This is a genomic window from Lentzea jiangxiensis (genome assembly GCF_900104175.1).
In the GTDB taxonomy this organism is placed as follows: Bacteria; Actinomycetota; Actinomycetes; order Mycobacteriales; family Pseudonocardiaceae; genus Lentzea; species Lentzea jiangxiensis.
Window position 1 is genome coordinate 26,766 of the sequence record NZ_FNIX01000005.1, and the last position, 26,695, is coordinate 53,460.

The 26,695-nt window shown below is 70.1% G+C and carries 27 protein-coding genes; 16 read left to right on the top strand and 11 right to left on the bottom strand.

What is annotated here, in order from left to right:
• Positions 1–47 precede the first annotated feature (47 nt).
• Positions 48–713, top strand: coding sequence for a winged helix-turn-helix transcriptional regulator (locus tag BLQ91_RS16850; RefSeq protein WP_218130294.1), 666 nt, complete (start codon positions 48–50; stop codon positions 711–713).
• A gap of 116 nt (positions 714–829) precedes the next feature.
• The gene (locus tag BLQ91_RS16855; RefSeq protein ID WP_090098197.1) at positions 830–1,270 is read left to right on the top strand and encodes a hypothetical protein; all 441 of its coding nucleotides are present in this window, start codon (positions 830–832) and stop codon (positions 1,268–1,270) included.
• Positions 1,271–1,579: 309 nt separating this feature from the next.
• On the opposite strand, the gene BLQ91_RS16860 is transcribed toward BLQ91_RS16855, so the two are convergent.
• On the bottom strand, positions 1,580–1,957 hold the full coding sequence (locus BLQ91_RS16860) for a PH domain-containing protein (protein WP_090097825.1): 378 nt from the start codon (positions 1,955–1,957) through the stop codon (positions 1,580–1,582).
• Positions 1,958–2,001: 44 nt separating this feature from the next.
• Positions 2,002–2,511 carry a DUF6886 family protein gene (locus BLQ91_RS16865; protein ID WP_090097826.1) on the bottom strand — a complete coding sequence of 170 codons (510 nt, stop codon included), beginning with the start codon at positions 2,509–2,511 and terminating at the stop codon, positions 2,002–2,004.
• Between the two features lie 18 nt (positions 2,512–2,529).
• Here BLQ91_RS16865 and BLQ91_RS16870 point away from each other — a divergent pair, with 18 nt between their 5' ends.
• The 7 genes from BLQ91_RS16870 (at position 2,530) to BLQ91_RS16900 (ending at position 13,184) form a co-directional block, all read left to right on the top strand.
• Entirely contained in the window at positions 2,530–3,561 is a 1,032-nt protein-coding gene (locus tag BLQ91_RS16870; RefSeq protein WP_143022680.1) for a hypothetical protein, read from the top strand.
• A gap of 478 nt (positions 3,562–4,039) precedes the next feature.
• Positions 4,040–5,017 carry an ABC transporter permease gene (locus BLQ91_RS16875; RefSeq protein ID WP_090097828.1) on the top strand — a complete coding sequence of 326 codons (978 nt, stop codon included), beginning with the start codon at positions 4,040–4,042 and terminating at the stop codon, positions 5,015–5,017.
• Positions 5,018–5,033: 16 nt separating this feature from the next.
• Positions 5,034–6,011, top strand: a complete 978-nt coding sequence (locus tag BLQ91_RS16880) for an ABC transporter permease (RefSeq protein ID WP_218130295.1) — start codon at positions 5,034–5,036, stop codon at positions 6,009–6,011.
• Positions 6,011–8,140, top strand: coding sequence for an ABC transporter ATP-binding protein (locus BLQ91_RS16885; RefSeq protein WP_090097829.1), 2,130 nt, complete (start codon positions 6,011–6,013; stop codon positions 8,138–8,140). Before BLQ91_RS16880 ends, BLQ91_RS16885 begins: the two co-directional genes overlap by 1 nt.
• Before the next feature lie 80 nt (positions 8,141–8,220).
• Entirely contained in the window at positions 8,221–9,693 is a 1,473-nt protein-coding gene (locus BLQ91_RS16890) for an ABC transporter family substrate-binding protein (RefSeq protein WP_218130296.1), read from the top strand.
• A 307-nt stretch (positions 9,694–10,000) separates the two neighbouring features.
• A complete protein-coding gene (locus BLQ91_RS16895; RefSeq protein WP_090097830.1) occupies positions 10,001–10,888 on the top strand; it encodes a hypothetical protein in 888 nt (295 codons plus the stop codon).
• Between the two features lie 43 nt (positions 10,889–10,931).
• Positions 10,932–13,184: a caspase family protein gene (locus BLQ91_RS16900; protein WP_090097831.1), complete on the top strand. Its 2,253-nt coding sequence runs from the start codon at positions 10,932–10,934 to the stop codon at positions 13,182–13,184.
• Positions 13,185–13,386: 202 nt separating this feature from the next.
• On the opposite strand, the gene BLQ91_RS16905 is transcribed toward BLQ91_RS16900, so the two are convergent.
• Both BLQ91_RS16905 and ligD read right to left on the bottom strand, forming a co-directional pair.
• Entirely contained in the window at positions 13,387–14,319 is a 933-nt protein-coding gene (locus BLQ91_RS16905) for a DNA polymerase domain-containing protein (protein ID WP_090097832.1), read from the bottom strand.
• On the bottom strand, positions 14,309–15,253 hold the full coding sequence (gene ligD / locus BLQ91_RS16910; protein WP_090097833.1) for a non-homologous end-joining DNA ligase: 945 nt from the start codon (positions 15,251–15,253) through the stop codon (positions 14,309–14,311). Before ligD ends, BLQ91_RS16905 begins: the two co-directional genes overlap by 11 nt.
• A gap of 79 nt (positions 15,254–15,332) precedes the next feature.
• Here ligD and BLQ91_RS16915 point away from each other — a divergent pair, with 79 nt between their 5' ends.
• Positions 15,333–15,977, top strand: coding sequence for a maleylpyruvate isomerase N-terminal domain-containing protein (locus tag BLQ91_RS16915; protein ID WP_090097834.1), 645 nt, complete (start codon positions 15,333–15,335; stop codon positions 15,975–15,977).
• A gap of 16 nt (positions 15,978–15,993) precedes the next feature.
• Here BLQ91_RS16915 and BLQ91_RS16920 read toward each other — a convergent pair whose 3' ends face one another.
• Complete coding sequence (locus tag BLQ91_RS16920; RefSeq protein ID WP_090097835.1) at positions 15,994–16,374, bottom strand: DUF5997 family protein; 381 nt, start codon at positions 16,372–16,374, stop codon at positions 15,994–15,996.
• Between the two features lie 38 nt (positions 16,375–16,412).
• On the opposite strand from BLQ91_RS16920, the gene BLQ91_RS16925 reads away from it, so the two are divergent.
• Positions 16,413–17,138 (top strand): LysR substrate-binding domain-containing protein, encoded by a 726-nt coding sequence (locus BLQ91_RS16925; protein ID WP_090097836.1) that lies wholly within the window; start codon positions 16,413–16,415, stop codon positions 17,136–17,138.
• A gap of 38 nt (positions 17,139–17,176) precedes the next feature.
• Here BLQ91_RS16925 and BLQ91_RS16930 read toward each other — a convergent pair whose 3' ends face one another.
• The gene (locus tag BLQ91_RS16930; protein ID WP_090098199.1) at positions 17,177–17,599 is read right to left on the bottom strand and encodes a YciI family protein; all 423 of its coding nucleotides are present in this window, start codon (positions 17,597–17,599) and stop codon (positions 17,177–17,179) included.
• A gap of 119 nt (positions 17,600–17,718) precedes the next feature.
• On the opposite strand from BLQ91_RS16930, the gene BLQ91_RS16935 reads away from it, so the two are divergent.
• The 3 genes from BLQ91_RS16935 to BLQ91_RS16945 all read left to right on the top strand — a co-directional run bounded on the left by BLQ91_RS16935 (position 17,719) and on the right by BLQ91_RS16945 (position 19,629).
• Positions 17,719–18,111 carry a CoA-binding protein gene (locus tag BLQ91_RS16935; RefSeq protein ID WP_090097837.1) on the top strand — a complete coding sequence of 131 codons (393 nt, stop codon included), beginning with the start codon at positions 17,719–17,721 and terminating at the stop codon, positions 18,109–18,111.
• Between the two features lie 81 nt (positions 18,112–18,192).
• The gene (locus BLQ91_RS16940; RefSeq protein ID WP_090097838.1) at positions 18,193–19,089 is read left to right on the top strand and encodes a ParB/RepB/Spo0J family partition protein; all 897 of its coding nucleotides are present in this window, start codon (positions 18,193–18,195) and stop codon (positions 19,087–19,089) included.
• A gap of 75 nt (positions 19,090–19,164) precedes the next feature.
• A complete protein-coding gene (locus tag BLQ91_RS16945) occupies positions 19,165–19,629 on the top strand; it encodes a DUF6346 domain-containing protein (protein WP_090097839.1) in 465 nt (154 codons plus the stop codon).
• A gap of 21 nt (positions 19,630–19,650) precedes the next feature.
• Here BLQ91_RS16945 and BLQ91_RS16950 read toward each other — a convergent pair whose 3' ends face one another.
• The gene (locus BLQ91_RS16950; RefSeq protein WP_176959791.1) at positions 19,651–20,745 is read right to left on the bottom strand and encodes a helix-turn-helix transcriptional regulator; all 1,095 of its coding nucleotides are present in this window, start codon (positions 20,743–20,745) and stop codon (positions 19,651–19,653) included.
• 129 nt (positions 20,746–20,874) lie between these two features.
• Between BLQ91_RS16950 and BLQ91_RS16955 the strand changes: the two genes are divergently transcribed.
• Positions 20,875–21,456, top strand: a complete 582-nt coding sequence (locus BLQ91_RS16955; protein WP_245733542.1) for an NUDIX domain-containing protein — start codon at positions 20,875–20,877, stop codon at positions 21,454–21,456.
• Between the two features lie 107 nt (positions 21,457–21,563).
• Here the strand turns inward: BLQ91_RS16955 and BLQ91_RS41360 are convergent, their stop codons facing one another.
• Together BLQ91_RS41360 and BLQ91_RS16960 are read right to left on the bottom strand one after the other, a co-directional pair.
• Positions 21,564–21,722 carry a hypothetical protein gene (locus BLQ91_RS41360; RefSeq protein WP_176959792.1) on the bottom strand — a complete coding sequence of 53 codons (159 nt, stop codon included), beginning with the start codon at positions 21,720–21,722 and terminating at the stop codon, positions 21,564–21,566.
• A 61-nt stretch (positions 21,723–21,783) separates the two neighbouring features.
• Positions 21,784–22,743 (bottom strand): hypothetical protein, encoded by a 960-nt coding sequence (locus tag BLQ91_RS16960; RefSeq protein ID WP_176959793.1) that lies wholly within the window; start codon positions 22,741–22,743, stop codon positions 21,784–21,786.
• Positions 22,744–22,982: 239 nt separating this feature from the next.
• Here BLQ91_RS16960 and BLQ91_RS16965 point away from each other — a divergent pair, with 239 nt between their 5' ends.
• Entirely contained in the window at positions 22,983–24,806 is a 1,824-nt protein-coding gene (locus BLQ91_RS16965; protein WP_245733543.1) for a S8 family serine peptidase, read from the top strand.
• A 64-nt stretch (positions 24,807–24,870) separates the two neighbouring features.
• On the opposite strand, the gene BLQ91_RS16970 is transcribed toward BLQ91_RS16965, so the two are convergent.
• Positions 24,871–25,491: an L-threonylcarbamoyladenylate synthase gene (locus BLQ91_RS16970; RefSeq protein WP_090097842.1), complete on the bottom strand. Its 621-nt coding sequence runs from the start codon at positions 25,489–25,491 to the stop codon at positions 24,871–24,873.
• Positions 25,492–25,510: 19 nt separating this feature from the next.
• Positions 25,511–26,692 carry a zinc-dependent alcohol dehydrogenase gene (locus BLQ91_RS16975; protein ID WP_090097843.1) on the bottom strand — a complete coding sequence of 394 codons (1,182 nt, stop codon included), beginning with the start codon at positions 26,690–26,692 and terminating at the stop codon, positions 25,511–25,513.
• Positions 26,693–26,695: the final 3 nt, after the last annotated feature.

Sequence of the window (26,695 nt, forward strand, 5' to 3'; positions counted from 1 at the left end):
AACCGGGAGGTGGTAACGAAACCACCTCCGCGGCGGAGACTCCCACTGTGAGGACCTATGCGCAGTACTGCCCGATCGTCCGCGCCGTCGAGGTGCTGGGCGACCGGTGGACGTTGCTGATCGTGCGGGACATGCTCGTCGGTGCCTCGCGCTTCAACGAGATCTCCCGCGGCCTGCCGGGCCTGTCGAGGGCGCTGCTGTCGCGGCGGCTGCGGCAGCTCGTGACCGCCGGCCTGGTGCGGCGCACCGGCGACGGCTACGCGCTCACGCAGGCGGGGGAGGCGCTGCGGCCGCTGGTGTTCAGCCTCGCCGACTGGGGTGCCCGGTACGCGTTCGGCGACCCGCGCGCCGACGAGCTCGACCCCGAGGTGCTGATGTGGTGGATGCACGGCCGCATCGACACCGGCACGCTGAGCAAGCGCGTGACCGTCGAGATCCGCGTCACCGACCTGCGCCGGACGTTCTGGCTCGTCCTCGAACCCGGTGACGCCTCGGTCTGCTACACCCACCCCGGCCTGGAGGTCGACGCCGTGCTGGCGTCCGACATCGCCACGCTCTACCGGATGTGGGAGGGCGAGTTCGAACTGCTCGACGCGGTGCGCGCGGGCACGATCGAGCTGACGGGCTCGCGCTGGGTGGTGCGCGGCCTGCCGCGGTGGCTCGAGCTCAGCCCCGTCGCGGAGCACGTCCGGGCGGCGAAGGTCGACGCCTAGCGCGCTGACCAGCGAGAACGAGAAACTCCCGAACTCTCTGGGTCGTCGTGTCGATCCGGGCCGGTGCCCGTTCGACGCATCAGTGGAAGGACACGACAGCCCAGGAGGAACCCGACATGACCGCGACCGTCACCACCACCAACACCGCCCGCGTCCGCAGGTCCGCGTTCGCCCGCCACCTCACGCTCGTGACCCGCGTGGTGACCGGCCTGCTGTTCACCGTGACCGGCCTGAACGGGTTCCTGAACTTCATGCCCGCACCCGATCCCGGCACGATGGCGCCGGCCGGGGTCGCGTTCACGACCGCGCTCCACGCCACCGGGTACGTGCTGCAGCTGTCCTCGGGCGTCCAGGTCGTCGCGGGCGCCCTGCTGCTCGCCGGGCGGTTCGTCCCGCTGGCGCTCGCGGTCCTCGCTCCGCTGGTGGTCAACATCTTCCTGATCCACCTCTTCCTGGAACCCGCCGGCACGGGCATCGCGCTGTTCGTCGTCGCCGCCGAGATCGGCCTCGCGTGGGCCTACCGCGACAAGTTCCGCCCGATGCTGCGGGCCCGCTAGGAGCGGCGACCACAATCCCCCGGAGGCCATCGGCCGCCGGAGGATTTCTCGTTGCGGGACAGGATTTTCCGGCCTTCGGATGTCGATTCGGCGCGTGCTCGTTCGACGCAGGTGTGAGGGGGAAGTCCTGCGAAGGGAACGGAAATGTCCACCACCCGCTGCGCCGCCGCCGTCCTGCGAGTGCTGACGCGCGGCCGGGTCGTGCCCGTTCTCCTGACCGTGCTGGACGTCCTGCTCGACACCGGTCACGTCGTCACCGCGATCGCCGTCGGCCTGGCCGAGCTCGCCGCCGCGATCGGCGCGCAGGTCCTACCGGGACACGAAGGCGGCCAGCAGCGCCTGCACCTCGTAGACGTCGACGCCCTTGCCGAACTGCTTGGCGATCGGCACGTCGTGGCTGGAGACCCAGATCTTGAGCTCCGCGTCGAGGTCGAAGTGGCCGGCCGTCTCGACTGAGAACTGCGTGATCGCCTTGTAGGGCACCGAGTGGTATTCGACCTTCTTGCCCGTCACGCCCTGCTTGTCGACCAGGATCAGCCTCCGGTCGGTGAACAGGAACGAGTCGCGCACCAACTGGTACGCCGCGTGGATCTGCTCCCCGTGCGCCAGCAGACGGCCGAACTCCTTCGCGGCGTCCCGCGGGTCGAGCTTCGACGCGTTCCCCATCATTCCGCTGAGAAGTCCCATGCCTCCACGTTTACCAGGGTTCGCGGCACACGCATCGGCGACGATCATCCCGCCGGCCGCGGCCGGGCGTTGCGCAACCGGATGCCGCTGTGCTCCAGCGGACCCGCCACGACGTCGTCCCAGAACGGCCAGAGGTTCGCGAGCACGCGCAGTTCGACCCCGGCCTCCTCGTGCAGCGCGAACAGGTCGCCGACGCGTTCGGCGGGGCCGAGCGGCACCACCGGCTCGGTCGCCACCACCGCGAAACCCGCTCCCGCACCGCTCTCGCCGAACGGCCGGAACGGCGCCGCGTCGAACCGGTAGGCGTACAGCTCCACGGTCCGCATCCGGTCGAGCCACCCGTACTCGACGGCGTGCACCCTGGTCGGGCCGGCGGCGTCCCACGCCAGCACCCGCGGGCACTGCCGCGGGAACCAGTAGTCGGGGGAGCGCGCGGCGTCCACCGCCCACACGTACTCGCCGGGCTGCCGCGCGGTCGCCGCGAGGTGCGGGACGAAGCGGGTGATCGTCGGATCTTCCGAGAAGTGCAGCACCTGACCTGGTTCCGGCCTCATGTGGTCATACTGGCCCGCATGCGGAGGCTGACGCTCGCTGTTCTGCTGGTCCTCGCCGGCTGCTCCTCCGGCGGCGAGCCGGACGCGACCGGGTTCACCGCCGTGGACCTCCCGGCGACCCCGGAAGCGTTGGCGGCGCACGGGGACATGCTGGCCATCGGCACGCGCACGCCGGACCACCCGGAGCTCGTCCTGAGGTCCGCCGACGGGACGCTGGCCAACTCCCGGCTGACCCCGGCGACCCCGTACGGCGAGGAAGCGCACTGGTACGGCGTCACCTCCGACGGCACCACGATCACCGGCGTCGGCGGTGAACGCGGTGGCGCGCACGGCAACGTCCGCTGGAGCACCTGGACCGGCGACGCCCGCGTCATCGACGAGGAACCGCAGGCCTTCAGCACGTTCGGCGGCTACGGCGCCGGCGAGCTGATCGGCCCGGTCCGCACCGCGCGGGGACCGTTGATCATCGGCACGTGGCAGAGCGCCAAGGCGGGCCTCGACATCGCGGCCTGGACCTACGCCGCCGGCACCTGGACCCGGCAGCCCTCCGCCGGCACCGTCCTGGAGAGCTCGCAGGAGCTGCTGCGGTTCCCGCTGTCGGTCACCCCGGACGGCGACGGCGCGCTGGTCGTCGGCTGGCAGATCGCGAAGGGCCAGGTGAGCGCGGCGGTCTGGCGGTTCGACGGCACGACCTGGACCACCGCCACCCTGCCCGGCGGTGACGCCGCGCTGGCCGCCCGCTGCTGGGACGGCACGTGCCACGTCGTGGGCCGCGCCGGGGGCAGGCTCGCCTGGTGGTCGGGCCCGCAGTGGAAGAAGCTCGCGACTCCGGACGTCCCCGTGGGCGACGACCAGACCCTCGCCGCGCCGGTTCCGGTCAACGGCACGCCGACGCTGTTCGTCGACCACGGCGGGGTCAAGCTCGTGTCCGAAAAGGACGAACGCCCGGCGGAGGGGCCGTCGGGCGCGGTGGTGGCCGCGGAGAAGGTCGGCGACCAGGTCTTCGTGATCGCGGGCGGCCGTCTGTGGCGCCTCGGTCAGGTCTCCTGAGCCATCCGGCCCCGCCCAGCTGTGACGCGGTTCACGCCGTTCGGTCCAGCCCGCGGTGGGCCGCTCGGGCGTCTTCCCTGCTCCGTGACGGTCCAGTCACCGTGCCGGTACGAAGCGCTTCACAGCGTGATGACCGGTTTGCGATCACATTGCGCTGCTTGTCCCACGTCTTCCGGTCATTGCATTCACCCGGATGCGTCACATCGATCCGTGGTGAGACAGAACTTCACCGTGAATACAGCGATCCGGCCGCACAATGGTCACGCTTGAGCACACAATTCGCGGGAGTCAACTGTTGATGTGGCTGTTCCACCGGCTTTTCCCCCACGCATGGGTGACTATGGCCCGGTCAGCGGGCCTCCGCCGCAATGGCGGGGGCGGGCAGCGGTCCGTCACATCGGCGGTTAACCTCTTGCAACTCGTCCACTGCAATCCAGTGAGCCGACGTCGCAACCACCGGGGAGAGGACTGAACACGGGTGGCCGGATTTCTGTTGCGGCGGTTGGTCAACTACGTGGTGCTCGCCCTCGTGGCGACGTTCCTCGCGTTCACGTTGGCCTCCGCCACCTTTGACCCGATCGGGGTGTTGCAACAACGCAACCCACCGCCCCCGGCGGCCTCGATCGAGGCGAAGAAGAGGGACCTCCACCTCGACCAGCCGATCCCGCAGCGGTTCGTCACCTGGATGGGCGGGGTCGTCCAGGGCGACTTCGGTCGCACGATCACCGACCGCCCCATCACCGACGAGCTCGGCCGGCGCATCGGCGTGAGCCTGAGGCTGTTCCTGCTCGGCATCACGATCGGCATCCTCTTCGGCGTGCTGCTCGGCGTGGTGAGCGCGATCCGGCAGTACAAGTTCAGCGACTACTTCGCGACCTTGTTCAGCTTCATACTGCTGTCCACGCCGGTGTTCGTGCTGGGCACGCTGCTGAAGATGGGCGCGCAGGGGATCAACGACTCGATCGGCTCGAACGTGCTGATCTTCGTCGGCGAGACGACACCGGGCTTCCAGGGCAACTGGTTCGAGCACCTCGGCGACCGGCTGCAGCACCTCGTCATCCCGACGCTCGCGATCGCGCTCGGCCAGATCGCCTACTACAGCCGCTACCAGCGCTCGTCGATGCTCGACGTGCTCGGCAGCGACTTCCTGCGCACCGCCCAGGCCAAGGGCCTGACGCGCCGCAAGGCGTTGTTCAAGCACGGCCTGCGCACCGCGCTCATCCCGATGGCGACCCTGTTCGCGTTCGGGTTCGGCCTGCTCGTCGTCGGTGGCACGTTCACCGAGCGGATCTTCGGCTGGTTCGGCATGGGTGACTGGCTCGTCACCGGCATCTCGGCTCAGGACACGAACATCACCGCCACGGTGACGCTCTTCGTCGCGGTGTGCGTGCTGTTCTCCGGCTGGCTCGCCGACGTGCTGTACGCCGCGCTCGACCCCCGAATCCGCGTGAACTAGGCAAGGTGACGACGACGTGACCGTGATCCTCAACGAGGGCGACTCGGCGGGAACCACCGGCGCCGCCTCCGGCAGCCCCGTCGACGCGGCGCCCGATCCGGGCAAGGCGATGACGCGCGGCAGGCTCGTGCTCATCCGCTTCGCGCGCAACAAGCTGGCGCTGGTCGGCCTGGCGATCATCGTCGGGATGTACCTGATGGCGTTCGTCGGCCCGCTGCTGTCGAAGTGGACCTACGACCAGCAGGACTACTCGGCGTTCCTCGAGCCCCCCTACGCCGACCACATCTTCGGCACCGACAAGATCGGCACCGACATGTTCGCGCTCACCATGCGCGGACTGCAGAAGTCGTTGATCATCGGCTTGCTCGTGGCGCTGATCTCGACCACCGTCGCGGCGATCGTCGGCGCGGCGGCGGGCTACTTCCTCGGCGTCGCCGACAAGACGCTCATGTGGGTCGTCGACCTGCTGCTGGTGCTGCCGTCGTTCCTGATCATCGCGATCCTGAGCCCCTGGTTCCGCGGCAAGTCGTGGTTCCTGCTGGTGCTCATGCTCGCGGCGTTCCAATGGATGATCACCGCCCGCATCGTGCGCGGCATGACGCTGACGCTGAAGGAGCGCGAGTTCGTCAAGGCGGCCAAGTTCATGGGCCAGCCCGCGCGCAAGATCATCGCCAAGCACATCGTGCCGAACATGGCCTCGCTGCTCATCATCGACGCGACCATCAACGTCGGGTCCGCCGTGCTCGCCGAGACGGGCCTGAGCTACTTCGGGTTCGGCGTCCAGTCGCCCGACGTCTCGCTCGGCACGCTGATCGGCGGCAACGCCGAGTCCGCGACGACCTTCCCGTGGCTGTTCCTGTTCCCGGCGGGCTTCCTCGTCGTGTTCGTGCTGGCGGTGAACTGGGTGGGCGACGGGCTCCGCGACGCGCTCGACCCCACCTCCACGCGCGTGCGCCGCAAGGAGAAGAAGAACACCAAGGAGAAGGCCGCCTGATGACCACCTCGGAGCTCCAGTTCGACACGCCTTCCGACCGTGTCGTCGAGGGACCGGTTCTGCAGGTCGAAGACCTCCACGTGTCCTTCCCCAGCGAGGCCGGCCGCGTCCAGGCCGTGCGGGGCCTGAGCTACTCGGTCTCGCCCGGCGAGGTCCTCGGCATCGTGGGCGAGTCCGGCTCGGGCAAGTCCGTGTCGTCGCTCGCGGTCATGGGCCTGCTGCCGTCCTCGGCGCGCATCACCGGCTCCATCAGGTTCCAGGGCCGCGAGCTCATCGGCCAGAGCGACACCGAGCTGTCGAAGATCCGCGGCCGCCGCATCTCGATGGTGTTCCAGGACCCGCTGTCCGCGCTGACGCCGGTCTACACCGTCGGCGACCAGATCGCCGAGGCGATCCTGATCCACAAGAGGGGCTCGGTGTCCAAGGCCGCCGCGGCCAAGCGGGCGGTCGAGCTGCTCGACCTCGTCGGCATCCCGAACGCCGCCGAGCGCGCCAAGGCGTTCCCGCACGAGTTCTCGGGCGGCATGCGGCAGCGCGCGGTGATCGCGATGGCGATCGCCAACGACCCGGACCTGATCATCGCCGACGAGCCGACCACCGCGCTCGACGTGACGGTGCAGGCGCAGGTGCTGCAGCTGCTCGAGACCGCGCAGGAGGTCACCGGCGCGGGCATCGTGATCATCACCCACGACCTCGGCGTCGTCGCCGGGTTCGCGGACCGGCTGATGGTCATGTACGCGGGCCGCGCCGTCGAGACCGGCCTGGTCGACGACATCTACCAGCAGCCGCGCATGCCCTACACGCTCGGTCTGCTCGGCTCGATCCCGCGCCTCGACGTCAGCGAGAAGCAGGCGCTGGTGCCGATCAAGGGCCAGCCGCCGTCGCTTACGGACCTGCCCCCCGGCTGCCCGTTCGCGCCGCGCTGCCCGATGGTCGTCGACGCCTGCCACACCGCCGAGCCACCGCTCTTCGACGTGGACGGCTCGGCCGAGCACCGCGCCGCGTGCATCCGCACCAACGAGATCGCCGCGACCGACGCCGAGGGCGCCGAGGCCGCGGTCGAGATCTTCGGCGCCGAGGTGGCGGACGACCCCGAGGTCGCGAAGATCCCGCGCGAGCAGCGCGAGACCGTGCTCGAGCTCGACCACCTCGTCAAGGAGTACGCCGTCAACAAGGGCGTGGTGTTCAAGCGCCGCGTCGGCACGGTGCACGCCGTCGCGGGCATCTCGTTCGACATCCGCGAGGGCGAGACCCTCGGCCTCGTCGGCGAGTCGGGCTGCGGCAAGACCACGACGCTGATGGAGATCCTCAACCTCCAGAAGCCCATGAGCGGCGAGATCTCCGTGCTCGGCACGAAGTCGTCCGAAGTGGACGGCAAGCGCCGCTTCGCGATCCGCCGCGACATGTCGGTGGTGTTCCAGGACCCGATGGCGTCGCTCGACCCGCGCCTGACGATCCACGACTGCATCGCCGAGCCGATGCAGGTCCACGGCTACTCCAAGAGCGAGATCAACCGGCGCGTGCCGGAGCTGATGCGGCTCGTCGGCCTGCGCCCCGAGCAGCTCTCGCGCTACCCCGGCGAGTTCTCCGGTGGTCAGCGCCAGCGCATCGGCATCGCGCGGGCGCTCGCCCTCGAACCGAAGCTCGTCGTGCTCGACGAGCCGGTGTCGGCCCTGGACGTCTCCATCCAGGCGGGTGTCATCAACCTGCTGGAGGAGCTCAAGGCCAAGCTGGGCCTGGCCTACCTGTTCGTGGCGCACGACCTGTCGGTGGTGCGGCACATCGCGGACCGGGTGGCCGTCATGTACCTCGGGAAGATCATCGAGATCGGCGAGGTGGACTCGGTGTTCGAACAGCCGCGCCACCCGTACACGCAGGCACTGCTGTCGGCGATCCCGATCCCCGATCCCGTCAAGGAACGCCAGCGCGAGCGGATCATCCTCACCGGCGACCTGCCGAGCCCGGCGAACCCGCCGTCCGGCTGCCGGTTCCGCACCCGGTGCTTCCTGCACGCGTCGCTGCCGCCCGAGAAGCAGCGCACGTGCATCGAGGTGGAACCACCGCGCGAGGTCCAGGCCCCCGACCACGAGGCCGCCTGCCACTTCGCCCAAGTCCGTGAGGTCCTCTGATGCATCCGTCGCAGCAGAGGACCTACGAAGGAACAGTGTCCCCGGCAACTGGTGTCCGGGCACGAGGGAGGTTCACGACAGTGAGTCGACGTACCACGGTGGGAGTGTCCGCGCTGGCCGCGGTCGTCCTCACGCTTACCGCGTGTGGGGGGCCCAGCAACAACAACGGCAACTCCGGCCTCAAGGGCGCGGACAACGCGATCGGCCAGGCGGACATCAACCCGCAGGACGCGTCGAAGGTCAAGGACGGCGGCGAGTTCCGCTGGCCGGTCGACCAGTTGCCGGACAACTGGAACTACAACCAGCTCGACGGCACCAACGCCGACGGCCGCCGCATGATCGACACGATGATGCCGAACCTGTGGAAGCAGAAGGCCGACGCGACCTTCGAGATCAACAAGGACTACCTCGAGGACGCGAAGCTCGCCTCCACCGAGCCGCAGGTCCTCGAGTTCAAGATCAACCCGAAGGCCAAGTGGTCCGACGGCACCGCGCTGTCGTGGCAGGACTTCGAGGCCATGTGGAAGTCGCTGAGCGGCACCGACAAGGCCTTCGAGGTCGCCGGCACCACCGGCTACGAGGACATCGAGAAGGTCGAGAAGGGCGCGACCGACCAAGAGGTCAAGGTCACCTTCAAGAAGAAGTTCGCCGAGTACAAGGGCATGTTCTCGCCCCTGTACCCGAAGTCCATGTCCTCGGTCGCCGAGGAGTTCAACAAGGGCTGGGCGGACGCTCCGAAGGTCACCGCGGGTCCGTTCAAGGTCGGCACGATCGACCGCACCGCGAAGCTCGTGACGGTCGTGCAGGACCCCGCCTGGTGGGGTGAGAAGCCCAAGCTGGAGAAGATCACCTTCCGCCAGGTCGACCGCCCCGCGCTCGCGGACGCGCTCGCCAACGGCCAGATCGACTTCTTCGACATCGGCTCGAGCGTCGACAACTTCACGCGCGCCAAGTCCATGCAGGGTGTGACGATCCGCCAGGCGATCACGCCGGACTACTCGCACATCACCTTCAACGGTGCGGACTCCTCGATCCTCAAGGACCCGAAGCTCCGCGTCGCCCTGATGAAGGGCATCGACACCAAGGTCATCAGCAAGGCCCTGCTCGGCCAGATGCTGAAGGGTGACGCGCAGGTCACCGGCAACCACTTCTTCCTGCTGGGTTCCGCGGGCTACAAGGACAACTCGGCCGTCGCCGCGTTCGACAAGGAAGCCGCGAAGAAGCAGCTCGACGAGCTGGGCTGGAAGCTCGAGGGCGAGACCCGCAAGAAGGACGGCAAGGAGCTGCTGGTCCGGTACGTCATGCCGTCGCCGAACCCCATCTCCGACCAGATCGCGAAGCTGACGCAGTCGCAGCTCAAGGAGATCGGCGCCAAGGTCGAGATCCAGGCCGTGCCGTCGACCGACTTCTTCAAGCAGTACGTGAACGTCGGCAACTTCGACATGACCGGCTTCCGCTGGCTGGCCTCGGCCACGCCGGTCTCGGACAGCAAGGGCATCTACTACCTGGACCCGGCCAGCACCAACCAGAACTACGGCCGCATCGGTTCCTAAGAGGTCAACAAGCTGCTCGAGCAGGCCGTCGGCGAGCTCGACGACACCAAGCGCCTCGAGATCGCCAACGAGGCCGACAAGAAGATCTGGGAGCTGGGCCACCAGCTGCCGCTCTACCAGCTGCCCGGCGCGGTCGCGGTGAAGAGCAACGTCGCCAACTTCGGCGCCGTCGCGTACGCGAACCGTCCGTACGACTACATCCACATGGGCTTCACCGAGTGATGTAGCTCCTCCGGCAGTTCCGCAACGGCCCGGCAGGCTTCACGCCTGCCGGGCCGTTCCGCGTCTCGGTTACGATGGCCGGGCGATGACCTCCCAGACCTCCCAGCCCGTTCGCGCACTCCGCCACGGTGCTCTCGCGACCGCTGTCGTGCTGTTCGTGTGCCTCGTGGTCGCCGTGCTCTCGTGGCTGTCCTATTCGGAGGATCGCGCGCTCCTGTCGTCCCTCACCGCCCGCGAGGTCGGCGAGGTCGTGTCCTTTTCGGACGGTGCGGTCGAGGTGCGCTGGCCGTCCGAGACCGCCCGGGTCGCCCACGAGAACGGTCACCGGATCGTCGGGAGGCAGACGCAGGTGGCGTTCGACCCGGCGAACCCCTCCCGCGCGGTGGTCCCCGGCGCGGACGTGCTGGTGGAGACCGACAGGGCGCTGGGCGGCGTGACGTTCGCCGTCGCGGTGGTGCTGCTGGTGCTGTTCGCGGGCGCGGTGCGGGTCGTGCTGTCGGCGCGGGCCGCTCGTGCCAGGCCCGTCACCGCGTCGGTGCGGCGGATCCGGCTGCGGTCGGGCCTGATGGTGCGGTCGTGGCTGGAGATCGACGGGCCGGTCGAACGCTGGCTGCCCGTCTACTACGACCCGGTGCTCGTGACGCTGCCGTCGCCGGTGTCGGTGGAGCTGCGCGGCGGCCGGGTCGCCGTGGCCGGCGGGGTGACGCTCTACCCGTCCGGCCGCCCGGTGACGAAGCACCCGCGCGGCCGCCGTCTCGACAACCCCGCGCGGCCCGACCCGGAGACGCGGGCGCCGCGCGGCCTGCTCGCGCAGCTGCGCGTCGACGCCGTGTTCATCGTGCCCGCGCCGTTCGTCGGCCTGTTCTGGGCGTACGTCGACGGCAGCGGGTTCCTCGGCTGGATCACCGCGACGGTGGTCGCCGCCGCGCTGGGCCTGTGGTGGGCGGCGTTCCGGGGTTCCGACCCGTCGTAATGTTCCACCCCTGACGAGCGACCTCCTCCTATAGGAGGCCGTTATGACAGATGTCACACTGCGCGTCCACGAAGACGGCGCCGACGACGAGCGCATCGAGCAGCTCACCGCCTTCCTGCGGTCGGAGCTCCAGGACTTCGCACCCGTTCCCGGAGCCGCCGACGAGGCTCCCGAGGGTTCCAAGGCCGTCGACTGGAACGAGCTCGGCACGCTGCTCACCACCGTCTCCCAGTCCACGGTCCTGGCGGCGCTGATCAACGCGGTGTCGTCGTGGCTCGGCCAGCGCCGCGAACGTTCGGTGACCGTGGAGGCCGACGGCGACGCGCTGGAGCTCACCGGCGCGCCCACCGAGGAGGAGCTGGCGCGCCGCTCCGCGTGGCTCGGCCGCCACCTGCACCGCTACGCGCTGATCATCGCGAGCTACGAGTTCGCCGACCCGGGCCTGTCCTCGCTGCGCGCGCCCGCCCACGACGCCGCACGCCTGGGCGAGGTGCTGGCCGACCCGAGCGTGGGCGGCTTCCACGTGCGCACCCTGATCAACTCCACGGCCTCGGAGATCACCGAGGCCGTGGACGACTTCTTCGCCGACCGCGAGCCCGACGACCTGCTGGTCCTGCACTTCTCCGGCCACGGCGTGAAGGACGAGGCCGGCGAGCTGCACTTCGCCACCTCCAGCACCAAGCTCGCCCGCCTGGCGGGCACCGCCGTGGCCGCGGACTTCGTGGCCCGCCGCATGAACCGCTCCCGTTCCCGCCGCATCGTGCTCCTGCTGGACTGCTGCTACTCCGGCGCGTTCGGCCGTGGCATGGTCGCCAGGGCGGGCGGAGCGGTGAGCCTCGAAGAACACTTCGGAGGCCGCGGCCGAGCCGTCATCACCGCCTCGTCGTCCATGGAGTACGCCTTCGAGGGCGCCACCGTCGCAGACACCTCCGAGGGCGAACCGTCCGTGTTCACCGCGGCCCTGGTCGAGGGCCTGGAGTCCGGTGACGCCGACCGCGACAACGACGGCCACGTGGGCCTCGACGAGCTCTACGAGTACGTCTACGACCGCGTCCGCCGCGTGACCCCGCACCAGACCCCGGGCAAGTGGATGCTCGACGTCCGCGGCGACCTGCGCATAGCCCGCCGCGCCCGCCCGGTCTCGGTCCCCGCCGCCCTCCCCGCCGAACTGCAGGACGCCCTCGACCACGCACTGCCGGGCGTGCGCGCGGGTGCCGTGCCGGAACTGCGGCGGATGCTCTCGGTGGCGCACGAGGGCCGCGTGCTGGCCGCGCGCCTGGCGCTGCGGCGGCTGACGGAGGACGACAGCCGGATGGTGGCGGCCGCCGCGGCCGAGGCACTGGGGGAGAAGCCGCGGAAACCCGCGGCACCCCGCCCGCCGTCCGAGAAGCCGAGGCCGGTCGCACCTTCGCCCGTGCCGCCTCTGCCCGTCGCGTCACCACCGCCCTCCCGCACCAGCACACCGGAACCGGTCGCCGCACGGGAAGCGCCCGCCGCTCCTGCTGCCGGACAGCTTCTCGCCGTGCTGCCGCGCCTCGGTGCGGGCCTCGCCCTGGTGCTGCTGGTCATCGGCCTGGCGGTGGTGCCAGGAGGCGTCCTCGGCACCCTGGCCGACTCCAGCCCGCACACCTTCGTGTTCGCCGCGGTGTGGCCGTGGGCGCTGGTCGCGGCGGTGTTCGCGATGACGTGCCGCGACCACCCGTGGCTACCCGGCGCCGCCCTCGGCCTGCTGGCCGGCGCGACCGGACTGCTCGGCGGCACCGAGGCCTCCACGTCGATCGCCTTCGGCCTGGCCGCGGTGGTGCCGGCCGTCGCCTGCGCCGCGTCGCCGTGGTGGCTCGGGGTCGCCGGGGGCGGGCTCGGTGCGGTCGGCGTCTACGTGGTGGCGACGTCGGCATCGGATCTCGTGTCGATCAACGGCGACGCCGTGGACGTGGCCCTCGTCGTGCTGGCGGTGGCTCTGACGTGTCTCGCGGTGTTCCGCCTGTGGCGCGACCGGGCGTGGCCGGGAGGTGTCGCGCCGGGGCTTTTGCTCCTGGACGCGCTGTTGATGCTGTCGGCCGAGGTGCCGTCGTACATCACGCACGCAAGCCTGGCGGGACTGGTGGTGGTTCCGCTGGTCGTGGTCCTGACGGGTGGGGTGGCCAGGTTCGCCGCGTGTGCTGCTGTAGCGGCTGGGCTGGTGGTGCGGGCCAACGACTTCGTGTCCGCTTCGGAGCCGACGTTCGTCAGCGTGGCGCACGTGACGCTGCCTCTGGCGGCGGCGGTGATCGCCTACTTCGCGCGTGGCCGCTGAGTGAGGTGCTGGCTGGGCGGGGGCTGTCGTGGGTCGGCGTCGCGCGCACAGCTCGGGTGGAGCAGAAGGTAGGCGTCGCGCACACGGCCACCGCTGCGCGCACGGCGGGCATCGCGCGCACGGCCGCCATCGCGCGCACGGCCGCCATTACGCGTGGTCATGCACCCCGGCGCAGCCCCACCCGCGCGACGCCGAGCCACCCCTACTCCTGCCCCTCGCGCTCCCGCTTCCGCCGCTTCCCCTCGTGCATGGCCACGACCCGGGCCACCGGAATCGTGTGCCCCTCAGCGATCAGATCCGCGGGCAACCGCTGCGCCCCGGGCATCAGCTCACGCCAGGGATCTTCCTCGAACCGGGACCGGACGGTGAAATCAGCAGGCGTGACGTCCCGCAACGACTCCCAAGGCACCGGGAACGAGATGGGCAGCCCTTCACGCAACCGCGGGCTGTAAGCGGCCACCACGGTGGCACCCCAGGCGCGCGTCGAGTCGAGGAACACCTTCCCGCCCCGCTCGGCACGGATGTAAGCCGTGGTCGCGAGGTCCGGGTCCAGCTTCTCCGCCCGGGCAGCCACCGCACGGGTCGCGGCGGCCACGTCGTCGGGGGAGTGCTCCTCCAGCGGCACGAAGATGTGCACGCCCTTGGCGCCGCTGGTCTTCACCAGGCCCTCCAGCCCGGCGGCCGCCAACGCCTCCCGGATCAGCAGGGCCGACGACACCACGACGTCGAAGCCGGCGCCTTCGGGCGGGTCCACGTCGAGCACCATGTGGGTCTGGTGGTGGTCGTCGCCGAAGTGGTCGCCGAGGTAGAGCGGCACGTGGTACTCGACGGCGCGCTGGTTCGCGAACCACATCAGGGTTTGCTCGTCGTCGCACACGGCGTAGCGGATCTTGCGGTGCGACGCCTCCGCCCAGACCTCGACGGTCCGCACGTAGGCCGGCGTGTACTTGGGGACGTTCTTCTGCATGAACGGGTCCTGCCCGCGCAGGACCCGCCACACCGACAGCTGCCGGCCGGCGAGCACCGGCACGAACCTGTCGGCGACGAAGTCCAGGTACTCCACCAGGTCGCCCTTGAGCAGGTCGCCGAAGAGCGGCTGGTCGAGCGACGAGAACTTCAGGGGGCTAGTGCTCATCGGGAACCTCGAGTTCGTCGCGGGCGGCCCACTCCAGCAGCGGCTCGATCGACCACGCCGCGTCGTCGATGCCGGCGTGCAGGTCGCCGAGCTCGGCGAAGCGCTTCGGCACGGTGGCGATCGTGAAGTCGCGCGGGTCGACGTCCGGGATCTCGTCCCAGCGGATCGGCGTCGACACCGTCGCCTCGGGGTGGCCGCGCACCGAGTACGCGCTCGCGATCGTGCGGTCACGCGTGTTCTGGTTGTAGTCCACGAACACCAGCGCCGGGTCGCGGTCCTTGCGCCACCACGTGGTCTCCACGTCGTCCGGCGCGCGGCGTTCGACCTCGTGCGCGAACGCCAGCGCGGCCTTGCGCACGTCCTGGAAACCGAAGTCCGGCTTGATCCGCACGTAGACGTGCAGGCCCTTCGACCCGGACGTCTTCGGGAACCCGACGGCCCCCAGCTCCGCCAGCACCTCCCGCACGACGCCCGCGACCCTGCGCACGCGGTCGAACGTGCACGTGGGTCCGGGGTCGAGGTCGATGCGCCACTCGTCGGGCTTCTCCGTGTCCGCCGCGCGCGAGTTCCACGGGTGGAACTCCACAGTGGACATCTGCACGGCCCAGATCACGTCGGCGAGGTGCGTGACGCGGAGCTCGTCGGCGTGGCGGTTGTAGCGCGGGAAGTGCACGCGCACGGTCCGCACCCACGGCGGGGCGCCGTTCGGGAGCCTCTTCTGGTGCACCTTCTCGCCCGTGACGCCCTCGGGGAAGCGGTGCAGCATGCACGGCCGTTCCCTCAGGGCGCGGACGATGCCGTCGCCGACGGACAGGTAGTAGTTCGCGAGGTCCAGCTTCGTCTCGCCGCGAGCGGGGAAGTAGACGCGGTCGGGGTTGGAGATCCGCACGACGCGGTCCTCCACCTCGAGCTCCACAGCCGGGGACTTGCCCATGCCCCCAACCTAACCGTTGCGAGGCGTTTCCTCAGCGCAAACGGCGCTTGCACCGGTCGGGCGTGGGTAGTTTGCCGGTGTGGATCTCTTTTCGCGAGCGCTGGGGGCGCTCCTCGCAGCGGTGCGCGACCTCGGCGACGACGACTTCGCCCGCCCGTCCGGGTGCGACGGCTGGCTGGTGCGCGACCTGGTGTGCCACCTCGTGATCGACGCCCAGGACGTGCTGATCACGCTGGTGACGCCCACCGCGGACCCCGTGACGCACGACGAGGTGACGTATTGGGAGGTCGCTCACGAACCCGCTGCCGACGACCCGCTGGCCGCGCTGACCGTGCGGCTCGCCGCCGCGTACGGCGAGCCGTGGATGCTGAAGCACCACGTCGACGACGTGGGACAGGCGGCGTTGCGCGCGGCCGGCCTCGCCGACCCGACGCTCAAGGTGAGCACCCGGGACATGGTGCTCTGCACGGCCGGCTACCTGAACGCCTACGTCTGGGAGTGGACGCTGCACCACCTCGACCTGGTCGCGCACCTGCCGCACGTTCCCGGACCGCCCGCCGAGGCGCTCGCCAGGTGCCGCGAGGTGCTCGAACACCTCGCCGGGGCGTTCCCCGCGACGTGGTCCGACGTGGACGTGCTGCTGGTGGGAACGGGCCGGCGCGCCGCGACCGCCGCGGAACGCGCCGAACTGGGGGAGCGGCGGATCCCGTACGTGCTCGGCTAGTGGGGCAGGCGGTCGGTCAGCTCTCCTGCTCCTCGAGACGCGCCTTCTCCGCGAGGCGGGCCTCCTCGGCCTTGAACTCCTTGTAGGTGGCGCGCTCGCGCACCAGCCACTCCGGGTTCTCGTCCTTGAGCGCGTTGATCTGGTCGGTGGTCAGCGCCTCGGTGATGCCCGCGCGCACGAGGCCCGACGTCGAGATGCCCAGCTTCTGCGCGATGAGCTGTTTGGGGTGCGGGCCGTTGCGGCGCAGGTCCACCAGCCACTGCGGCGGGTTCGCCTGCAGTTCGTTCAGCTCGTCGCGCGACACGACACCCGCCTGGAACTCCCCGGGCGTCGCCTCGAGGTACACGCCGAGCTTCTTGGCGGCGGTGGCGGGCTTCATGGTCTGCTGCGACTTCATGCGGAAAGGGTAACGGGCTCGTCCGGTAGCCTCAGCACGTGACCGGATCGTTCACGCTCGCGTACGTCCCAGGCGTGACGCCGGGCAAGTGGGCACGGGTCTGGCAGGACCGCCTGCCGGAGACCGAGCTGACCCTCGTCCAGGTGACCGCCGCCGAGGCCGCGGGCAGGGTGCGGGCGGGCGAGGCCGACGCCGCGCTGCTCAGGCTCCCCGGCGACCGGGTGGACCTGCACGCGATCCCGCTCTACACCGAGACGACCGTCGTCGTGTTCCCGAAGGACCACGAGTTCGCGGCCGCCGACGAGCTGTCTCTTGTGGACCTCGCGGAGCACGTGCTGTGGCAGCCGCTCGACGACACGCTCGAGTGGGACGCGGTGCCCGGGCAGGCGCCGGTGGAACGACCGGAGACCACCGCTGTCGCGGTCGAGGTCGTCGCGGCGGGCGTGGGGCTGCTGGTCGTGCCGCAGTCGCTGGCGCGCCTGCACCACCGCAAGGACCTGAAGCACGTGCCGCTGACGGACGCGCCGCAGTCCCGCGTCGCGCTGTCGTTCCCGATCCGCGACGAGAACCCCGAGCTGGTCGAGCACCTGATCGGCATCGTGCGCGGCCGCACGGTCAACAGCACCCGCGGACCGGCGCCGGAGCCCGCCGGCAAGCAGAAGCAGGCTCCCCGGCAGCCGGCCGGGCAGCAGCGGCGGGGTGCCGCGCCCGCGCCCAAGCAGAAGCAGCAGGCCAAGCGCGGGAAACCCCGCCGGGGCCGCTGAGCCGGGACCAGCGGGGTCCGGAGCCGCTTGGTCCGGACCTACTGGTTCTGGGCGGAGATCTGCTCGCGCAGGCGGTCCTCCTGGGCCTTGAGCTCCGGCGTGAGCGCCTCGCCGAACGCCTCCTCGCCGTGGACCTGGCGGATCTCGACCTCTCCGTTGACGAACGGGGCCTTCTTGAGCCACTCGACGGCGTCCTGCAGGCTCGGCAGCTCCCAGATCCAGAAGCCCGCGATCAGCTCCTTGCTCTCGGTGAACGGCCCGTCGACGACCGTCGTCGCCCCCTTGCCGTCGAACGCGACCCGCGCGCCCTTCGAACTGGGGTAGAGGCCGTCGCCCGCGAGCATCACGCCGGCCTTGACGAGCTCCTCGTTGAAGTCGCCCATCGCGGCGAGCTCCTCGGTCGTCGGCATCACGCCGGCCTCGGTCTCCGGGGTGGCCTTGACGATGACCATGAACCGCATCTCGATCTCCTCTGCCTGGTGCGTCCGGTGCGTTTCCACCCACACGTCGATCGGCGGCCCGGCCGTTTCGACCGGCTGACCGGATATGTGACCGGAGTCACAGGGTTAGTGTGGGAGGTATGCGCGAAGACGTCGACTGGATCCTCGAGAACTGCCAGGTCTGGGCCATCGTGGGGCTCTCGGACAACCCGTCCCGCGCCGCCCACGGCGTGGCCCGCTTCCTGCAGCAACGCGGCAAGAAGATCGTGCCGGTGCACCCGTCGGCCGAGACCGTGCACGGCGAGCAGGGCTACGCGTCCCTGGCCGAGATCCCGTTCGAGGTCGACGTGGTGGACGTGTTCCGCCGCTCGCAGGACGCCGGCCAGTTCGCCGACGAGGCCGTTTCCATCGGCGCGAAGGCCGTCTGGTTCCAGCTCGGCGTGGTGGACGACGAGGCGTACGAGCGCACCCGCGCCGCGGGGTTGCGCATGGTGATGGACGTTTGTCCCGCGATCGAGTGGCGCTCCCGTTGAACAACTGGCTAACCTGCCCGGGTAGTTCTCGGGCACCTGGGGGTTCCGAGGGCCGAATCAGCCTGGGGGGCTTGGTTTCGCATGCTCGTCGACATCACGGCGCTGCGACCCGCGGACTCGCCGCGGACTCGTGGCCACAACGATGACTTCATCCGTTCGCTGGCGTCGTCCGGCGCCCACCTGCCACCGATAGTGGTGCACCGCTCGACGATGAAGGTCGTCGACGGAACCCACCGCCTGAAGGCCGCCGTCCTGCGCGGCTGCCGCTCCGTCGAGGTCGAGTACGTCGACGGCCCCGTGGAGGACCTGTTCGGGCTCTCCGTGTCGCTGAACCTGGCGACGCTCTCCACCGCCGACCGCGAGGCCGCCGCCCGGCGCCTGCTGCGCTCGCACCCGCAGTGGTCGGACCGCGCGATCGCCGCCGTCACCGGCCTGGCCGCCAAGTCGGTCGGCGTCCTGCGCCGGGCCGTCGGTGGCCAGGCCGCCGTCCGGGTGGGCAGGGACGGCAAGTCGCGGCCCGTGAACTCCGCCGCCGGTCGCCGCCTGGCCGGGCGGCTCGTCGCCGAACGGCCCGACGCGTCGTTGCGGGACATCGCCCGTGCGGCCGGGGTGTCGCCGGGAACCGTGCGTGACGTCCGGCGGCGGTTGAGCGCCGGGCTGGATCCCGTGCCGGAGCGGATGCGGGCCGCCGAACGGGCCGAGGCGGTGCTGCCCGCGGGACGGACCGAGGTCCGGGATCCCGGGGCCACCCTGCCGATCCTGCGCCGGGACCCCTCGCTGCGCTTCAACGAGCACGGGCGGCTGGTGCTGCGGTGGCTGGAGGCGCACGCGGTGTCGTCGGGGGAGTGGGCCGCCGTGGTGTCCGGGGTGCCCTCGCACTGCCGGGAGCTGGTGGCGGACATGGCCCGCGGGTGCGCCGAGGCGTGGGTGGAGATGGCGGAGGCGCTGGAGCAGGAAGGGCGGCGGACCGCGGTCTAATTAGGACACCGGTGGCGTCGCCGTCGGCCGATCACCCTGTACGGCTCACCCCGTGGAGAAGGAAGCACTGGGCTCATGAAGGTTCTGCACCGCGTGTTCGCCTTTCTGCTCGTCCCGTTCCTCGGCTACCTGCTCGGCGCCACGATCTTCAACTTCTTCTGGGACAAGGCCGCACCCGGCGACCTGTCGAACGCCACGCTGGTCGCGGTGGCCAGGTCCTGCGAACGCCAGGGGCCCGTGGCCCTGCGGGGCTTCGGCTTCTACCACGAGTGCCGGGTCGAGCTGCGGGCCAAGAGCGGCACGACGAGCACGTCGACCGTGACGGGCTGGCTCGGCCCGTCGGACATCGGCGAGGAGTACGCCGCCCACACCCAGCGGCGGTCGCAGGTGCAGCCGGACGAACGACCTCAGGTCTTCCTCGGCTGGTTGTGCACGTTCGTTTTCGCGATCCTGTTCCTACTCGCGTGGGCGAAGATCGCCGTTCCCGCCTTCCCGGAACGGCACCAGAGGCTGCCCGAGCGGCCCGAGCCGACGGCGTAGGCGCGAGCCGGACCTGCGCGCCTAGGCGAAGAGGATCTCGCTGATCTCGCCGGCGACCTCGCGCCCCGCCGCGGGACGCAAGCGGGACAACAACCTGCTGAACGCCGTCAGGTCGATGTGGACGGTGGCGGACCGCACCTGCCGGATGTCGTCCAGCAGTTCGACGACCAGCGAGCAGGCGTGGTCCACATCGCCCGCCTCGGCGTGGGCCAGGGCGCGGCGCAGGCCGAAGCGGGTCCGGGCGCGCAGGGCGTCGGGCGCGATCAGCGGCATGTGGGCGTCGAGGATGGCCGCCGCTTCGGCGTGCCGGCCCAGGTCGTGGAACGACCAGGCGCGGGCGATGGCCACCTGGTCGACGAGGCTGGTTGTGCCGTAGGGCGATTCGCTGACGGTTCGCTGCAGTTCCGCTGCCCGGTCCAGGGCTTCCTGGCAGCGGTCGGCGACTCCGGCGAGGGCGAATCCCTGGGCTTCGCGCTGGGCTGCGACCGCTTTCACGGCGGTGGAACGGGATTTGGCCGCTTTGCGCGCGTAGCGGACGGTGGCGTGGGCGTCGCCCCGGTAGAGGGCGAATTCCGAGGCCCGTACGTAGGCGTAGGTCTCCAGTTCCGAGTCGCCGCCTTTGTGCGCGTAGTGCACGGCGAGTTTTGTGAGTTCCGCCGCGGAGGCGTCGTCGCCGCGTTCCTGTTCCATCCAGCCCGCGTATTCCGCGTACTTCGCCGCCAGCAGCCACAGGCCCCGGCCGAGGGCCGGGTCGTCGGCGGAGCGGGCGAGGGCGCTCAGGGCCTCCACCTGGGGACGCAGGCTCGCCAGGACCAGCTCGGGGCTCAGGCGGTGGCCGAGGGCGCGGTGGTGGTCGAACATCGAGTCGAAGGTCAGCAAGGTGCTGTGGTCGCTCTGGACCGGCCGGGCCGGGGCGTCGGCCAGTTCGATCAGACGGCCGCCGGCCTCGAGGGCCGCGTCGAACAGCTTCGCCATTTCGGGATTCGGGTGAACATGGCCGCGTTCGATCTTGCTGAGGTGTCCCTTGCTGTACGGTACGAGGCCGGTCATCTGGCTCAGTGAGTACCCGCGCTCGTTGCGCAGGCGGCGAACCTCCTGGGCGAACGTGGGCGACAACGGCTTCACCCCCTCCGCCCGAAGTGTGGGGGCCGTCAAACACCCGAATGCGCAATGTCCATTTTTTGGCCGTTGATTGACGATCAACTGGGAGCAATCGGAGCGGTTGCCGGTGGTTCCATGTGAGTCATGGTGATGACGCGGTCCGACGAGGCGGCTGGTGTGGTGATGGTCTGGCAGCGCTTGGCGACCAACGTGGTCCACCGGTCGCAGTGGTTCGAGGTTCGCTCCGACAGCGTCGTCAGACCCGACGGCGGGCACGGCACGTACACGCACGTGGTGGCGCCGGGATCGGTCACGGTCCTCGCGATCCAGGACGACGACCACGTCGTGCTGACCCGCCAGTGGATCTACACGCACGGCGGCACCGAGTGGCGCCTGCCCGGGGGCGCGGTCGACGAGGCGGACGACGACCCGCTGGCCGCGGCACGGCGCGAGCTCGCCGAGGAGACCGGCCTGCGCGCGGCCAAGTGGGAGCGGCTCGGGCAGATCCACGGGGCCGACAGCCTCAGCAACCACGTCGACCACATCTTCCTGGCCACGGACCTCACGCAGGGGGAGCCGTCGCTGGAGCCCGGCGAGGCCGACCTGCGGGTGCGGACGATGCCGTTCTGCCACGCTCTCGACCTGGTCCGGCAGGGCATGCTCCCGCACGCCGGCAGTGCGCACGCGCTGCTCGTGATGGCGCTGCGCCGCACTGCTCAGAAATAGCGTTTCCGGGGTTTCCTCGTTGTGCAGGAAACAGGAAACCCGTTCTCATTCGACTGGCGGAAAGCCACTCTTGGTGCATCGGCGGGAACATCAGCCCGATAAGCCAGTCAGAATGAGGAGGTGAATTTCTCGATGAGAATGATCTGCTCACTCGCCACCGTCGTGAAAGTTGCCACGATCTGCCTTTTCGTGGGATTCATGGCCGGCAGTGTCTTCATCGCGGCGGTGATCTGACTCGACATCGGACTGCGGTTCTCCCTGGCCATCGGAGGGAGGTGTCAGCCGTGGAACCGCACTTCTGCACCGAGATGATCTGACCGTCTCCGGCTATCCGCGTGGCGTCCACTGCACGCCGTAGCCGCGGCCCTGACGAGGGTGTGGGAACTGCACGTCGATCTCACCGATCTCGTCCAGCGGCAGCGTGTGCGGCCAAGGCGTCAGGTCATCGGTGTCGCGCGCGAGGGCTTCCTCGACGCGCCACACCGATGCCGGGAGCTCGCCCCGGTCGAAGCGCACGCGCAACCGGAACGACTCGCACATCCGCTCCGGCCAGAACACGTAGGTCGGACGCATGGACTGTCCTCGTGGCACCCGCACCTCGAGTGCGAACTGGTGCGTTTGTCCCGCGTTGAGGGGTCGGGGCAACCGCAGCTTCATCAGGAAACGCCGTGGGGACGGACGTTCGTGGCCGATCAGCTCCACCCCGTGCAAGACCTCCACGTCCAGGTCACCTGGAGCGCCGTCGGGCGTGGGAGAGGGGATCGTGATCGACCACGCGATCTCGTTGACACCATCGGTGTCCGCCACGACGGTCCGGCGCTCGGTGCACGCGGGCGTCGGGCCGTCCAGCTTCAACAGCGCGTCGAACTCCTTGACGTGCCACAGTTCCGACGGCGTCAGGTGCGTCGTCGAAGGGGCCGGCTGCAGCGCCACCTCCACCAGGCGCTGCAGCCCGGCATCCATCCTCCTGCGCACCGTGCGCGCGCCGCGGTCCTGTTGCCGCGCAAGCCATTCGATGCGTTCGTTGAGGAACCGGAACTGCGCTTCGTCGTGCAGTCCGAGAGGTGCCAGAACGGCGTTGCGGACCTCGGCCGGAAAACCGCGCACCGCGTTCACGACCCAGTCGCGCAATCTCGTCCGCACGGCTTCCGCGCCGTCGGTCTCGACGATGCCGCACACCTGGCGCAGCGCCGGTCCGACGTGGAAGTCGACGCCGGGGGTCTGCACACCGCGCCCCCGGCACAGGGTGCGCAGTTCTTCCATGAGCTGGTCAGGTGAGACAGGCATCCGTCCTCCGCGCGGAAATGCTTTGCCGGGCATGTCGGGCTTACCTGATCGGACGTTACTCCGGGTGCGCCATCCGGGTGAACGCGAATTCCGGCGGCCGAAAGGATTCTCGCAGCCGTCCCGCTAGATGATCACCGCCGAACGACTGATGTCCTGACCAGCTGTTTCGCGGTAACGTGCTGGTCACGGGCAGTGACTTCCTCCGGTCACCGCCATCCCTGCCGATGGAGGTTGTATTCGTGCTGCGCACAATCTTGTCAGTCGTGTCGGCGTTAGCGCTGATCAGCGGCGTTCCCGCCGTGGCGGCCCCCGCTGAGAGCGCTTACCTGCTGCAGTTCCGCGCCACCCTGTCCGACGCCCAGCGCCACCAGCTCGAAGGCCTCGGCGTGCGGCTCGGCGCGTTCGTCCAGGACGGCACCTACCTCGCCCGCATGACGACCACCGCTCGCGTCGCCCGGTTGAGCTACGTGCGGGAGGTGAAGCCGTTCCAGGCCCAGCCGCGGATCACGGCCCTGGGCGGCTCGTCGGACTACCTGATCACGCTGGTCGAGCCGGACGAGCGCGACCAGAGGGCCGTCGCCGACAGGGTGAAGTCGCTGGGCGGCAAGGTGAACTCCATCTCCGCCAGCCGCGAGCACCTCATGGCGACGCTCGACGCGGGCCAGGCCGCGGAGCTCGCGAAGCTCCCCGCCGTGATCGCGATCGACCCCGTGTCGGCGCCGCAGACCGACATGGCGATCTCGCGGGAGTCCTCCGGTGCCGACCACGTCGAGAGCGTGGGCGGCTACCGGGGCAAGGGCGTGCGGGGCGAGGTGATGGACGGTGGCCTGCGCACCACTCACCAGGAGTTCCGCGCGCGGCCGCCGCTGATGCACACCGGCAACTCCACCAGCACCTCGCACGGCACGTCGACGTACGGGCAGATCTTCGCGTCCGGCGTCTCGGCCGCGCACCGCGGCCTGCTGCCCGAGGCGCAGGGCATCTTCGCGATCTACGGCTCCGGTGACCGCTACGCCCACACCCGGCAGCTCGTCGACCCGGCCGGCCAGTACCGCGCGGTGTTCCAGAGCAACAGCTGGGGCGACGCGCTGACCACGTCGTACAACTCGATCTCGCAGCAGATGGACCGGATCGTGTTCGACCACGACATCCTGGTCTGCCAGTCGCAGAGCAACGCGGGCACCCGCAGCTCGCGCCCGCAGGCGTGGGCGAAGAACGTGCTGTCGGTCGGCGGCCACTACCACTACAACACCGCCTCGCGGACCGATGACAGGTGGAACGGCGGAGCGTCGATCGGCCCCGCCGCCGACGGCCGCATCAAGCCGGAGCTGTCGAACTTCTACGACCGCATCGACACCACGACGTCCACCAGCGACACCGCCTACACCACGTCGTTCGGCGGCACCTCCGGCGCCACGCCGATCACCTGCGGCAACGCCGGTCTGCTGTTCCAGATGTGGGCCGACGGCGTGTTCGACGGCGGCCCCGGCAAGGGCCGCGACGTCTTCGCCGCGCGCCCCCACGCCGCGACCGCCAAGGCGCTGCTGATCAACACCGCGGACCAGCACGCGTTCACCGGCACCACGCACGACCAGACCCGCACGCACCAGGGCTGGGGCACCGCGTCCGTCCGCAACCTGCACGACCGCGCCAAGGCGGGCGGCTGGAAGCTGCCGGTGCTCGTGAACGAGACCGACCTCGTCACCACCGGCCAGACGCGCAAGTACACGGTGACGTCCAACGGCCAGACGCCGCTGCGCGCCACGCTCGCCTACACCGACCCGGCCGGCTCGCCGACCGCCGCCAAGGCGACCGTCAACGACCTGACGCTCAAGGTCACCGCCCCGAACGGCACCGTCTACTGGGGCAACAACGGCCTGCTGGCCGGCAACTGGTCCACGCCCGGCGGCTCCGCGAACACCGTCGACACCGTGGAGAACGTGCTGGTCCAGACGGCCGCGGCGGGCACGTGGACCGTCGAGGTCATCGCGACCGCGGTCAACGTGGACGGTCACGTGGAGACGGCGGCGACGGACGCGGACTACGCGCTCGTCGTGTCGTAGTCGCGGCTCCGTCCACAGGGAACGGTGGCGGCCGAGGCCGCCACCGTCCTCTCGCACGACCCCGCTACTCGAAGCGGTCCGGGTCGCCCGCGCCGTAGCGGATGATCTCGGCCTCACCGCTCGAGAAGTCCACCACCGTGGTGGGCGTGGTGCCGCACTCCCCGGAGTCGATCACCGCGTCCACCACGTGGTCGAGCCGTTCCTTGATCTCCCAGCCCTGCACGAGCGGCTCCGCCTCGTCGGGCAGCAGCAGGGTGGACGTGAGCAGCGGCTCGCCCATCGCCTCGAGCAGAGCCCGCGTCACGGCGTGGTCGGGGATGCGCGCGCCCACCGTCTTCTTCTTCGGGTGCATCATGCGGCGCGGCACCTCCTTCGTCGCGGGCAGGATGAACGTGTAGTTGCCGGGCGTGGAGGCCTTGACCGCGCGGAACACGGCGTTGTCCACCACCACGAACTGGCCGAGCTGCGCGAAGTTCTCGCACATCAGCGTGAAGTGGTGCTTGTCGTCGAGCTTGCGGATCTCCCGGATGCGGTCGATGCCGTCCTTGTTGCCCAGGCGGCAGCCGAGCGCGTAGCAGGAGTCCGTCGGGTACGCGATCAGGCCGTCCTCCCGCAGGATCCGCACGGCCTGGTCGATGGCGCGCTTCTGCGGGTTGACCGGGTGGACGTCCAGGTACTTGGCCATGCGGGGCAGGATATGCCGATCAAGGTTTGAGCAGCACTTTGACCATGCCGTCGTTCTTCTTCTGGAAGGTCTCGTACGCCTTCGGGGCGTCTTCGAGCGGCAGGCGGTGCGTCGCGAAGTCGTCCACGCCCAGCGGATCTTCGTCGGTGAGCAGGGGCAGGATCTCCGGCACCCAGCGCCACACGTTGGCCTGGCCCATGCGCAGCTGGATCTGCTTGTCGAACATGGTCAGCATCGGCATCGGGTCCGCCATGCCGCCGTAGACGCCCACGATCGAGATCGTGCCGCCGCGGCGCACCATGTCGATCGCGCTGTAGAGGGCCCTGAGGCGGTCGATGCCGGCCTCCTTCATGAACCGCTGCGCCACCGCGTCCGGCAGCAGGCCCGTGAGCTGCTGCGCCATCTTGGCCGCGGGCGCGCCGTGGGCCTCCATGCCGACCGCGTCGATCACGGCGTCGGGTCCGCGGCCCTTCGTGAGGTCCCGGACGACCTCGGTGAGGCGCTTGCCGGCGCCGCGCAGGTCGACCGTCTCGATGCCGCGGGCCTTCGCGCGGGCGAGGCGCTCGGGGACGAGGTCGATGCCGATGACGCGCGCGTCGCGGTGCCGCGCGACCCGGCAGGCCATGTCGCCGATCGGGCCGAGACCGAGGACGGCGACCGTCGACCCGGGGCGGACGTCCGCGTACTCGACCGCCTGCCACGCCGTGGGCAGCACGTCGCTGAGGTAGACGAACCTGTCGTCCGGCGGGCCCTCGGGCACCTTGATCGGCAGCGTGTTGCCGAACGGGACCCGCAGGTACTCCGCCTGCCCGCCGGGGACCTGGCCGTAGAGCTTCGTGTAGCCGAACAGGGCGGCTCCCGAGCCGTGCTCGCGCACCTGCGTCGTCTCGCACTGGCTCTGCAGGCCGTCCGTGCACATCGCGCACGTGTTGCAGGAGACGTTGAACGGGATGACCACCCGGTCGCCGGGCTTGACGTCGGTGACCTGCGGCCCGACCTCCTCGACGATGCCCATCGGCTCGTGACCGAGGATGTCGCCCTCGGTCAGGAACGGGCCGAGGACCTCGTAGAGGTGCAGGTCGGACCCGCAGATGCCGCTGGACGTGATCTTCACGATGACGTCCTCGGGCTCCTTGAGGATCGGGTCGGGCACGCTGTCGACCCGGACGTCTCGTTTGCCGTGCCAAGTGACTGCCTTCATGCC

Coding starts and splice junctions, on each gene's coding strand:
- BLQ91_RS16895 (WP_090097830.1), top strand. CDS start 10,001: ATGACCTCCCAGACCTCCCAGCCCGTTCGCGCACTCCGCCACGGTGCT.
- BLQ91_RS16960 (WP_176959793.1), bottom strand. CDS start 22,743: ATGCCTGTCTCACCTGACCAGCTCATGGAAGAACTGCGCACCCTGTGC.
- BLQ91_RS16935 (WP_090097837.1), top strand. CDS start 17,719: ATGCGCGAAGACGTCGACTGGATCCTCGAGAACTGCCAGGTCTGGGCC.
- ligD (WP_090097833.1), bottom strand. CDS start 15,253: ATGGGCAAGTCCCCGGCTGTGGAGCTCGAGGTGGAGGACCGCGTCGTG.
- BLQ91_RS16885 (WP_090097829.1), top strand. CDS start 6,011: ATGACCACCTCGGAGCTCCAGTTCGACACGCCTTCCGACCGTGTCGTC.
- BLQ91_RS16945 (WP_090097839.1), top strand. CDS start 19,165: ATGAAGGTTCTGCACCGCGTGTTCGCCTTTCTGCTCGTCCCGTTCCTC.
- BLQ91_RS16905 (WP_090097832.1), bottom strand. CDS start 14,319: ATGAGCACTAGCCCCCTGAAGTTCTCGTCGCTCGACCAGCCGCTCTTC.
- BLQ91_RS16920 (WP_090097835.1), bottom strand. CDS start 16,374: ATGAAGTCGCAGCAGACCATGAAGCCCGCCACCGCCGCCAAGAAGCTC.
- BLQ91_RS16865 (WP_090097826.1), bottom strand. CDS start 2,511: ATGAGGCCGGAACCAGGTCAGGTGCTGCACTTCTCGGAAGATCCGACG.
- BLQ91_RS41360 (WP_176959792.1), bottom strand. CDS start 21,722: ATGGCCAGGGAGAACCGCAGTCCGATGTCGAGTCAGATCACCGCCGCG.
- BLQ91_RS16970 (WP_090097842.1), bottom strand. CDS start 25,491: ATGGCCAAGTACCTGGACGTCCACCCGGTCAACCCGCAGAAGCGCGCC.
- BLQ91_RS16955 (WP_245733542.1), top strand. CDS start 20,875: ATGGTGATGACGCGGTCCGACGAGGCGGCTGGTGTGGTGATGGTCTGG.
- BLQ91_RS16975 (WP_090097843.1), bottom strand. CDS start 26,692: ATGAAGGCAGTCACTTGGCACGGCAAACGAGACGTCCGGGTCGACAGC.
- BLQ91_RS16930 (WP_090098199.1), bottom strand. CDS start 17,599: ATGCGGTTCATGGTCATCGTCAAGGCCACCCCGGAGACCGAGGCCGGC.
- BLQ91_RS16855 (WP_090098197.1), top strand. CDS start 830: ATGACCGCGACCGTCACCACCACCAACACCGCCCGCGTCCGCAGGTCC.
- BLQ91_RS16870 (WP_143022680.1), top strand. CDS start 2,530: ATGCGGAGGCTGACGCTCGCTGTTCTGCTGGTCCTCGCCGGCTGCTCC.
- BLQ91_RS16900 (WP_090097831.1), top strand. CDS start 10,932: ATGACAGATGTCACACTGCGCGTCCACGAAGACGGCGCCGACGACGAG.
- BLQ91_RS16940 (WP_090097838.1), top strand. CDS start 18,193: ATGCTCGTCGACATCACGGCGCTGCGACCCGCGGACTCGCCGCGGACT.
- BLQ91_RS16860 (WP_090097825.1), bottom strand. CDS start 1,957: ATGGGACTTCTCAGCGGAATGATGGGGAACGCGTCGAAGCTCGACCCG.